The following is a 332-nucleotide window of genomic DNA, read 5'->3' as shown; positions in this document are numbered from 1 at the left end:
TCATGATGCGCCGTAAGGGCATCTAGCACTTCCCGAAGCTGTTTCTCCTCTTCCAGATCAATCTCCATCAGCATGTCATGATTGAAGTGGTGCGGCTTAGGAAGCTTCCAAGAGGCAAACTCCCTGACAATCGGTGTCAGCGGTACTATGCCACTTACTTCCTCTTGCTCATACTGTTCCTCTATTATAGATTTTTGTGCCGCATAGCTAATCGCCTCAACGGTATACTTTTGCATGATATCTTTGATGGCGATTTGATATCCGGCACTTCTTAGCTTCGACACGATCCGTATCGCTTTGATCGAGTCCCCGCCCAGTTCAAAGAAGCTGTC

General features: G+C 47.6%; 1 protein-coding gene. It reads right to left on the bottom strand.

Going from position 1 to position 332, the window contains the following annotated elements; translation table 11 throughout:
* The coding region (locus ACTJKB_RS31025; protein ID WP_440838055.1) for a phosphopantetheine-binding protein at window positions 1-332 on the bottom strand (332 nt) is incomplete at both ends.

This window comes from Paenibacillus sp. 22594, from assembly GCF_052044425.1.
Taxonomy (GTDB): domain Bacteria; phylum Bacillota; class Bacilli; order Paenibacillales; family Paenibacillaceae; genus Paenibacillus_AQ.
This window is presented reverse-complemented; position numbering and strand designations above follow the sequence as displayed.